This window comes from Rhodococcus sp. EPR-147 (assembly GCF_001647185.1).
GTDB lineage: Bacteria > Actinomycetota > Actinomycetes > Mycobacteriales > Mycobacteriaceae > Rhodococcoides.
This window is the reverse complement of record NZ_LVCU01000497.1, coordinates 1-9970: the sequence shown is the minus strand read 5'-3', so window position 1 is coordinate 9970 and position 9970 is coordinate 1. Positions and strand designations below refer to the sequence as shown.

The 9970-nt window shown below is 66.7% G+C and carries 7 protein-coding genes; 4 read left to right on the top strand and 3 right to left on the bottom strand.

Going from position 1 to position 9970, the window contains the following annotated elements; translation table 11 throughout:
* On the top strand, positions 1 to 935 hold a 935-nt coding region (locus tag A2J02_RS21375; RefSeq protein ID WP_156516331.1), incomplete at its 5' end, for an AMP-dependent synthetase/ligase.
* Between the two features lie 60 nt (positions 936 to 995).
* Here the strand turns inward: A2J02_RS21375 and A2J02_RS21370 are convergent.
* Entirely contained in the window at positions 996 to 1613 is a 618-nt protein-coding gene (locus A2J02_RS21370) for an alpha/beta hydrolase (RefSeq protein ID WP_068053245.1), read from the bottom strand.
* Between the two features lie 79 nt (positions 1614 to 1692).
* Here A2J02_RS21370 and A2J02_RS21365 point away from each other — a divergent pair, with 79 nt between their 5' ends.
* Complete coding sequence (locus A2J02_RS21365; RefSeq protein WP_068053242.1) at positions 1693 to 5142, top strand: TM0106 family RecB-like putative nuclease; 3450 nt, start codon at positions 1693 to 1695, stop codon at positions 5140 to 5142.
* On the opposite strand, the gene A2J02_RS21360 is transcribed toward A2J02_RS21365, so the two are convergent.
* The gene (locus tag A2J02_RS21360; RefSeq protein ID WP_068053240.1) at positions 5112 to 6326 is read right to left on the bottom strand and encodes an alanine racemase; all 1215 of its coding nucleotides are present in this window, start codon (positions 6324 to 6326) and stop codon (positions 5112 to 5114) included. The two genes, A2J02_RS21365 and A2J02_RS21360, sit on opposite strands and share 31 nt — an antisense overlap.
* Before the next feature lie 72 nt (positions 6327 to 6398).
* Positions 6399 to 7040, bottom strand: a complete 642-nt coding sequence (locus tag A2J02_RS21355; RefSeq protein ID WP_068053247.1) for a TetR/AcrR family transcriptional regulator — start codon at positions 7038 to 7040, stop codon at positions 6399 to 6401.
* Between the two features lie 101 nt (positions 7041 to 7141).
* Between A2J02_RS21355 and A2J02_RS21350 the strand changes: the two genes are divergently transcribed.
* Entirely contained in the window at positions 7142 to 8455 is a 1314-nt protein-coding gene (locus A2J02_RS21350; RefSeq protein ID WP_068053237.1) for a D-arabinono-1,4-lactone oxidase, read from the top strand.
* Between the two features lie 134 nt (positions 8456 to 8589).
* Positions 8590 to 9970 (top strand): molybdopterin-dependent oxidoreductase (locus A2J02_RS21345; protein WP_068053234.1); only part of this gene is annotated, 1381 nt, incomplete at its 3' end.

The following is a 9970-nucleotide window of genomic DNA, read 5'->3' as shown; positions in this document are numbered from 1 at the left end:
AGCAGAAGGCACACGACGGCGGCAAGGGTTCCATCTTCGACAAGGCCGCCGCGACGGCCATCGAGTGGAGCGAGGCCCAGGAGAAGGGCGGAGCCGGGCTGGTTCTGAACCTCAAGCACACGGTGTTCGACAAGCTCGTGTACTCCAAGCTGCGCGCCGCACTCGGCGGCAACTGCACCCGCGCGGTGTCCGGTGGTGGACCTCTCGGTGCCCGCCTCGGCCACTTCTTCCGCGGTGCGGGCGTCCCGGTCTACGAGGGCTACGGCCTGACCGAGACCAGCGCGGCCATCACCGTCAACACCACCAAGGAACAGCGCGTCGGCACCGTCGGCAAGCCCATCGACGGTCACTCGGTGAAGGTCGCCGAGGACGGCGAACTGCTGCTCAAGGGACCGGTCGTGTTCAGCGGCTACTGGCACAACGAGAAGGCCACCTCCGAGGCCATCGTCGACGGCTGGTTCCACACCGGCGACCTCGGTGCCATCGACCAGGAAGGCTACGTCTCGATCACCGGCCGCAAGAAGGAGATCATAGTGACCGCGGGTGGCAAGAACGTCGCCCCCGCAGTGCTCGAGGACGCCCTCCGCGCGAACGCGATCATCAGCCAGTGCCTCGTCGTGGGCGACGCCAAGCCGTTCATCGGTGCGCTCATCACCCTCGACCCGGAGGCACTGCCGGGCTGGCTCGAGCGGCACAACCTGTCCGCGGACATTCCGTTCTCCGAATTGTCCAAGAATCCCGAGATGGTCGCCGAGATCGACAAGGCCGTCGCCGAGGCCAACAAGAAGGTCTCGAACCCGGAGCAGATCAAGAAGTACACGATTCTCGAGAACGACTTCACCGTCGAAACCGGTGAGCTCACCCCGACGATGAAGCTCAAGCGCAACATCATTCATGCCGAGCGCGGCAGCGACATCGAAGCCATCTACTCGTAGATCGACCACAAGAGAACGGGCCCGGCGCGATCCTCGCGCCGGGCCCGTTCTTTTTGTTTGTCAGGACATGTGGTCGTCGAGGAATTCCGCCACCACCGACGTCACCTGCAAGTGGATCTTCTCGTGCAGCAGGTCGTGGCCACCGTCCTCGAATTCGCGCAGGGACGCGTCGGGAACGCCGCCGATCCACTCGCGCACCGCATCGACCGGAGCCAGACGATCGTCCACGCCGTGCACGGCCAGCAGCGGAATGACGTTGTCGGCGAGATCGGTGACCGAGCCGGTCACCGACTTGGGTGTTCCGCACAGTACGGCGCACTGCACCGCCTCCGGATGCGCACCGAGGGCTGCGATGGCCGTCGCCGCGCCCAACGAATGACCCATCAGTGCGAACGACAACTCCGGGTGTTCGGCCTCGGCGATCTCGAGCAACTGCAGCGCGTTCTGCGCGAGTGCGGGAATCTGAGCGGCGTCCGTCAACTCACCTTCGGTGAGGCCGTGGCCCACGTGATCGACCGCCCACACATCGACTCCGCGTCCGTTGAGGACGCGAGCGAAACGGTGATAATGGCCGCTGTTCTGGCCGAGACCGTGCAGAAAAACGAGACCGAAACGAGCATCGGGGACAGTCCAGTTTCGGTAGTGGACCGCGCCGGTGGCTCCGTCGAAAAAAGGCATTCGATCATTTTGCCTCCTCGCGACGGCATCCGCGCGCAACGTGACCGGTACCGCTCGCGGCGGTGACTAGGGTGGGCGCGTGTTCCTCATCGGCGATCGCGTCATCTACAGCGCCAGCGACCTCGCCGCGGCAGCGTCGTGCGAATTCGGACTGCTGCGCCGACTCGACGGCCTCACCGGTCTGATCCCGCGGGCCACCGCCGAGCCGGATCCGATGCTGGACCGCACCTCTGCACTCGGATTCGAGCACGAACGCCGTCAACTCGAGACATTCCAGCAGCGGTTTCCCGGCGGTGTCCTGACGATGGACCGACCGGGACGCACCGCGCAGGAAATGGCCGACGCGGCCTGGGCGACGTTCACCGCCCTGACCTCCCGCACACCCGTGGTCTATCAGGCCACCTTCTTCGACGGCCGATTTCTCGGATTCTGCGACTTTCTGGTGGCCGAGGGCGATCGGTACGCCGTGTACGACACCAAGCTGTCGCGGCACGCGAAGGTGTCGGCCCTGCTGCAGCTGGCAGCCTACGCGGACGCGCTCCGGGCCGGCGGGATCGTCCCGAGCGACGAGGTGCACCTGATGCTCGGCGACGGCAGCGACTCCGCGCACTCGCTCGCCGAGATCCTGCCGGTCTACCGACAATCCAGGGAACACCTGCAACACATCCTCGACGAGCACCACGCCGAGGGGACCGTCGTCGACTGGTTCGACTCGCGCTACTCCGGCTGCGGACAGTGCGAGGCCTGCACGGCCGAGGTGGAACAGCACCGCGACCTGGTTCTGGTCGCAGGCATGCGCGCGAGCACCAGGGACAGACTGCTCGACGCCGGCATCTCGACGGTCGACGAACTGGCTGCATCGACCGGAAGCGTGGACGGCATGTCGTCTCGCACGGTCACGAATCTGCGAGCTCAGGCCGCGCTGCAGGTTCGTCAGGAACGCAGCGGCGACGCCGAGTTCGAGATCTTCGACGCCGACGCCCTCGGTGTGATCCCCGAGCCCGATCCGGGCGACATCTTCTTCGACTTCGAGGGCGACCCACTGTGGGCCGAGGCCGGCAGTGCCGAATGGGGACTCGAGTATCTGTTCGGTGTCTACACCGCCGACGGCGACTTCCTCCCGTTCTGGGCGCACGATCGCGCGCAGGAACGCCGCGCCCTGATCGACTTCCTCGACTACGTGACCACCCGTCGCGCCGCCTACCCGAACATGCACGTCTACCACTACGCGCCGTACGAGAAGACCGCGCTACTGCGCCTCGCCGGACGCTACGGAGTGGGTGAGGACGCAGTCGACGACCTACTGCGGGACGACGTTCTGGTGGACCTCTACCCGATCGTGCGATCTGCGGTGCGCATCGGAGCCAGGTCGTACAGCATCAAGAAGCTCGAACCCCTGTACATGCCTGCAGCCCGCGACGGGGACGTCACCGATGCGGCCGCGTCGATCGTCGAATACGCGAACTGGTGCGATCTACGAGACCAGGGCAAGGACGCCGAGGCTGCTGCGCTCCTCGCCGATATCGCCGAGTACAACCGCACCGACTGCGAATCGACGCTGCGACTGCGGAATTGGTTGCTGGGGCGCGCGTCGGACGCCGGTTTGCACCCGCGGGCTCGGCAGCATCTCGAACTCGAAGACGGTGCGACGGACACCGCGAGCCCGCTGGAGCTCGAACTCGCCGACTACGCCGGTCTGCCGTGGGAGCGCACCTCGACGCAGCAGGCCGTCGCATTGTTCTCCGGTTCCATCGGCTACCACCGACGCGAGCGAAAGCCGTTCTGGTGGGCGCACTTCGATCGGCTCACTCACCACTTGGACGAGTGGGCCGACGCAGCCGACGTGCTGAAGGTCGAGCGCGCCGAGCTGGTGCACGACTGGATGAAGACTGCACCGAAGCAACGGGTCCTGCGACGACAGCTCAAGCTGTTGGGGCATCTGAGCAGCGGCGTCCTGTCGAGCTCGAAGGTCAAGCTGCTCTACGACAACCCGGCCCCGGAGGGATTACCGAAACAGCAGCCGACCCATCGCGCGACCACGACGGTCGAGATCGTGGAGGCGGGCTACGAGGGCACCCTCGACATGGTGGTGGTGCAGGAGAACCTGCGCAAGGGAGTGGACGAGTACCCCGACTTTCCCGTCGCCACCGCACCCGAGCCGCCCCCGGCCACCAAGTATCTGGAGCAGGCGATCGTTGCCGTCGCGGCCGAGGTCCACGCCGCGCTGCCGCACCTTCCGCGCACGGCCGTCGCCGATCTGCTGACACTCTCGCCGCCCCGAACCCGTTCCGGCACCGGACTTCCCGAGGTGCACGCCGGCGACTACGCGGCGGCCGCCACGGCGGCACTGCTCGATCTGGACCGGTCGTACGTTGCCGTACAGGGACCACCCGGGACGGGGAAGACGTACACCGCTGCGCGGGTCATCGCCGAGTTGGTCGATGTCCATCACTGGCGGGTCGGGGTGGTGGGCCAGTCGCATCACGTGGTGAACAATCTGCTGGACACGATTGTTCAGGCCGGAGTCGACCCGGGTCGGGTGGGTAAGAAAGCCCCGACCGCCCACACCGTCGTCGACCCGGCGGAGTACTCCCGCTTCGTCACCGAGGCCGAGGACGGCTGCGTCATCGGCGGTACCGCCTGGGACTTCTCCAACCCCGGCCGCATTCCGCCCGAGTCGCTCGATCTGCTGGTCATCGACGAGGCCGGGCAGTTCTCGCTGGCCAACACCATCGCCGTCTCGGTGTCCGCACGCAACCTGCTGCTGCTCGGCGACCCGGCACAGTTGCCGCAGGTCAGCCAGGGCACCCACCCCGAACCCGTGGACGAGTCGGCTCTGGGTTGGATCACCAACGGTCACCCGACCCTGCCCGCCGACCGAGGGTACTTCCTGGCCACGACGTGGCGGATGCATCCCGATCTGTGCGCGCCGGTCTCGGCACTGTCCTACGAGGGCAAGCTCGAGTCCAACCGTGCTGTGACACAAGCACGTTCACTGGAGTCGCTCGAACCCGGCCTGCACGTCGTCTACCTCGACCACCACGGCAACTCCACCGACTCGGTGGAGGAAGCCGACGAGATCGTCACTCACGTGCAGAAGCTGCTGGGCCGACTGTGGAGCGACCCGCAATCCTTCGAGGGTGCGCGGCCCATGGACCAGGGCGACTTCCTGGTCGTCGCGGCCTACAACGCGCAGGTGGCCGTCATCGCCCTGCGACTCGCGGCAGCGGGACTCGACGAGGTCTCGGTGGGCACCGTCGACAAGTTCCAAGGACGACAGGCACCGGTGGTGTTGATCTCGATGGCCGCGTCGGCAATCGAAGACGTGCCACGGGGCATGGAATTCCTGTTGTCCCGCAACAGACTCAACGTCGCCGTCTCGCGTGGCCAGTGGGCGGCGATACTGGTCCGGTCGCGGGCACTGACCCGGTACCTGCCGTCGACCCCGGCCGGACTGGTCACCCTCGGCACTTTCATGAGCCTGTGCGAGAACGGAATTCAGCCGAACGCCATGCCCTCACCACGATAGGTGGGGACCGCCTCGACGGACCCGTCGGCGTGTACCAGATGCAGGGTGTCGAATCGCTCGCACAGCTCGCCGGCCTTGGCATGCCGGAACCAGACGCGATCACCGATCCTGATCTCTCCCGCTCCGCTCACCGGAGTCTGCACCTCGCCCGCGCCTTCGTTGCGCAGCAACTTCAAACCGGACGTCACCACGCCCCTGGCCTTTCTCGACCACGCGATCGGCCGCGGGGACCTCGACGTCGACGCCGGGCCCGACGCGATGTAGCCACCGCCGAACAGCGTCGCGATCTGTGGCGTCGGCTTGCGCACCGCGGGCAACGCGAAGAACAGCGAGGGCTCGGCCGAGAACGCGCGATACCGATCGACGAGCGTCGGCGCGAACAGACCCGATCCCGCGGTCACCTCGGTGACGACCGGATCGGCCGCCGAGAACTCGATCGACCCGGTCCCGCCACTGTTGACGATCTCGATCCGGCCGACTGCCGCGGTCACGGCCTCGACCACCGCCGTTCTGCGCGTGGAGATCTCACGAGACGACAGCGACTTCATCCATTCCACCGCGAGATTGGCGTCGGGCACACCGGCGATCTGCGCCTCGTAGAACATCAGCCCGACTACTCGGAACCCCCGCGCCTGCGCCGCCCGCGCGAAGGCGGCGACCTGCTCGGGTTCGCGCAGCGGCGAACGTCTGACACCTATGTGCAGCGGCCCGATCCGCAGCGAGGCATCGACGTCGAGACAGATACGGGGCTTGAGAAGATCGCTGGCGGTGGCGTCGCGCACGATGTCCAGCTGTGCGACGTCGTCGACCATCAGCGTGATGCGCCCCGACAGAACACGATCGTTGACGACCTCGGCGAGGGCGGTGCGGTCGACCGTCGGGTACCCCATCAGGATGTCCTCGACGCCGTGGCGTGCCAACCAGATCGCCTCACGCAGGGAGTACGCCATGACCCCGCTCACGCCGTCGGCCGCGAGCACCCGCTCCAAAACCGCCCGGGACCGAACCGACTTGCTCGCGATCCTGATCGGCACTCCGTCCGCCCGTGCTCGCAGCGCCGCAGCATTGGCATCGAGGGCCGCCAGATCGACTGCAGCCAATGGTGATTCGAGCCCTTCGGTGGCAGCGGCGATACGGGACAGTGGTGTCGTGTCGGTGGTTGCGACACCGGCGATCGAACTCATGCGGCTCATTCCTTTGTCGTTGCCAGGTCCGAACAGTCAAACACTCCACAGCCGAGAAGTCCCGGCGAGCATTCAGCGGTCCTGAGCCTTGGCCGCTATCAGACCCGACAGGTCGTCGATCTGCGCCAGCACCTCGAGATCGTCGCCGTCGACCAACCATCGCAGCACGAGGCCGTCGAGGGTGGCCATCCCGAAACGCGCGATCGACGCCACCGGCTCCAGCCATCGCGTCCCGGTGTGGGCGGAACACTTCTCGAAGAACAACCGGGCCTCGGAGTCCCGGATTCGGTACTGCCCACTGGCGATCTCGGCGGCCGTGGCGGACCCGAGCGCACGATGGCGCAGCAAGTAGGTCTTGATCTCGTACGCGAGCAACTGCCGACCCGGTGACTTCTCGATCAGCAACCACACCGCGCTCAGACCGCCGTGCACCAGCTCGCGCAGACCACGGACACCCGGGAGTTCGCGCGTGCCCACCGCGCTGTCCAACGCGGCATGCAGAATCTCGGTGACGTCGACGATGAGGTGCTCCCCCATCGCGATCACCAGATCCTGCTTGGTCTCGAAGTGGTACTGCACGATGCCCTTGGTGACGTCGGCGTGCTCCGAGAGAGCACGCACGGTCAGAGACTCGATGCCGACCCGCTCCGCGACATCGATCGCAGACTGCACCAGTTGTGCGCGCCGCACATCAGCGGGCAGCCTCGATTGCATCACCCGATCCTAGGGCGCAGACGAGTTCTGTGCCTCCGATTGACCCACGGGAGTGGAGCCTGCGGAATGACCTTCGGTTTGAGCAGTGCGATAGTGATTCGATGATCGAGCGGTCGTGGCAGAACTGGGCGGGCAACCAGCATGCGTATCCGGTGCATCGAGCCGAGCCTTCATCGGTGGACGAGTTGCGTGCGATTCTGCGGGATGCCGTCGAACGATCTCGGACGGTGCGGTGCGTCGGAGCGGGCCACTCGTTCACTCCGATCGCGGTCACCGACGGCGTTCAGATCAGCCTGGATTCGCTGCGCGGGATCGAATCGGTGGTGCGCGAGGACGACGGTTCCGCCCGGGTGACTGTGCTCGCAGGCACTCGGCTGCGCGATCTGACCGCGCGGTTGTGGGACCTCGGCCTGGCCATGACCAACCTCGGCGACATCGACGAACAATCGATTGCCGGAGCCATCTCCACGGGCACTCACGGAACCGGAGCCCGCTTCGGCGGCATCGCGACTCAGGTGTACGCGCTAGAGCTGATGACCTCGGACGGCCGGCTCGTTCGGTGCTCTCGCGAGGAGAACACGGAACTGTTCGACGCGGCCCGCGTCGGGCTCGGTGCGCTCGGCGTGATCACCCGAGTCACGCTCGAATGCGTTCCGGCCTTCGCCCTCCGGGCCGTCGAGGAGCCGTCGACGCTCCGGGCGACGCTCGCCGATCTCGATGCGATCGTGGCAGGCGTCGACCATTTCGAGTTCTACTGGTTTCCGCACACCGACCGGGTGCTGACCAAACGCAACACCCGCCTGCCCGGCGACGCTGCGCTGCGTCCGCTGGGAAAGGTGCGGTCGTATCTCGACGACGAATTGCTGTCCAACACGGTGTTCGAGGGCCTCAACCGTGTGGTGACGCGGGTGCCTGCCCTGATTCCGCGCCTCAACTCGGTGTCGGCCCGGGCGCTGTCGGCCCGTGAGTACACCAATCGTTCGTACCGGGTGTTCTCGTCGTCGCGGACCGTCAAGTTCGTCGAGATGGAATATGCCGTGCCTGCAGCCGAGATCGGCGGGGTGCTGCGCGAGGTGGATCGCTGGCTCGGGCGGTCTACGCACTCCATCGCGTTTCCCGTCGAAGTGCGCTTCGCCGCCCCCGACGACATCTGGCTCTCCACCGCGTACGGACGCCCGACGGCCTACATCGCCGTGCACCAGTACCACCGGCGAGATCACCGCGAGTACTTCGACGCCGTCGAGGCCATCTGCCGCAGCGTCGGCGGCAGGCCACACTGGGGCAAACTGCATTCCCTCGACGGCGACGAGCTGCGCGATACCTACGAACACTTCGACGACTTCCTGCGTGTTCGGGATGCGATGGACCCGATGAAGCTGTTCGGCAGCAGATACCTCGAGCGTCTGCTGTCCTGAGCGGCCGACCGGTGTAGCGCTGCGCGCAATCTTTGCTCCACTCCTGCGACCGTCGAGTGGGTTTCCCCAGGCCAACGGGTCGAGTGGAGTGTCCCGTGCGCGCAGCCACTCCCCGCACGCTTACATTGGAACGAGTGAGCACAGGAAAACGCGCGCTGTCCGGCATCGTCGCCGCCGGGGTGGTCCTCGGCGTCGGTGAATTGATCGCCGTACCCATCGGACCCAACTCGTCACCGCTGACCGCCGTCGGGTCCTCGGCCGTCGACAACAGTCCGGCCCCGATCCGTGAATGGGCCATCGACACGTTCGGCACCTCCGACAAGCTCGCCCTGTTCATCGGCATGGCAGTGGTGATCGGAGCGATCGCCGCGGCGGCAGGCATCGCCCGCAAGCCGATCGGTGCCGTGGTGTTCGCCGCACTGGGCTTCGTGGGCGTACTCGCGGCAGTGACCCGACCCGACGCGACGGCCCTCTACGCAGTCCCGACCATCGGCGGCGTCATCGTCGGCATCGTCGTGCTGCACGCCCTCATCGGTGCCGCCGCGCCTGCGACCGAGGGAATGAACCGACGCAGCTTCCTCACTCTCGCCGCCGGTGCCGCGGTACTCGGCGTCGTCGCCGGAACAGCCGGACGGATGCTCACCTCCGCCCGCGCCGTCACCGCCGATCGACTCGGCTTCATGCTGCCCACGCCGACGCCGCAACCCCCGATACCGGCCGGGGCTGACCTGCAGATCGACGGCCTCGCGTCGTACATCACCCCGAACGACGACTTCTACCGCATCGACACCGCGTTGGTCGTGCCGCGCGTGGCGTCCGAGGACTGGTCGCTGCGCATCCACGGCATGGTGGACCGCGAGATCGAGCTGACGTTCGCCGACCTCGCCGAGCGCCAGGCAGTGGAGAAGACGGTCACGTTGACCTGCGTGTCCAATATCGTCGGCGGCGACCTCGTGGGCAATGCGACGTGGATCGGCTACCCGCTCAAGGACATTCTCGAAGAGGCAGGCATCTCCCCCGACGCCGACATGGCCCTGTCGTCGAGCAGCGACGCCTTCACCGCGGGCACTCCCCTCGAGGTTCTGCTCGACGGCCGCGACGCCCTCCTGGCCGTCGGGATGAACGGTGCACCGCTGCCCGTCGAGCACGGCTACCCGGCCCGGCTCGTCGTCCCCGGTCTGTACGGATACGTCTCGGCGACCAAGTGGGTCACCGACATCGAGATCACCCGCTTCGACCGCGCGACGGCACACTGGACCGACCGAGGTTGGGGCGAACGCGGACCGATCAAGACGGCCTCGCGGATCGACACCCCGCAATCGGGCAGTTCCGTGCCGGCCGGACAGACGGTGATCGCCGGAGTGGCGTGGGACCAGCACACCGGAATCGACGGCGTGGAAGTGCAAGTGGACGAGGGCAACTGGGTGCCGGCCACGCTGTCGGAGGAGTACTCCAAGGACACCTGGCGGCAATGGACGGTCGAGCTCGACCTACCCGCGGGGCCGCATTCGATCC

Excerpts from the sequence above, each read along its gene's own strand:
- A2J02_RS21355 (WP_068053247.1), bottom strand. The coding sequence starts at position 7,040 with ATGCAATCGAGGCTGCCCGCTGATGTGCGGCGCGCACAACTGGTGCAG.
- A2J02_RS21370 (WP_068053245.1), bottom strand. The coding sequence starts at position 1,613 with ATGCCTTTTTTCGACGGAGCCACCGGCGCGGTCCACTACCGAAACTGG.
- A2J02_RS21360 (WP_068053240.1), bottom strand. The coding sequence starts at position 6,326 with ATGAGTTCGATCGCCGGTGTCGCAACCACCGACACGACACCACTGTCC.
- A2J02_RS21350 (WP_068053237.1), top strand. The coding sequence starts at position 7,142 with ATGATCGAGCGGTCGTGGCAGAACTGGGCGGGCAACCAGCATGCGTAT.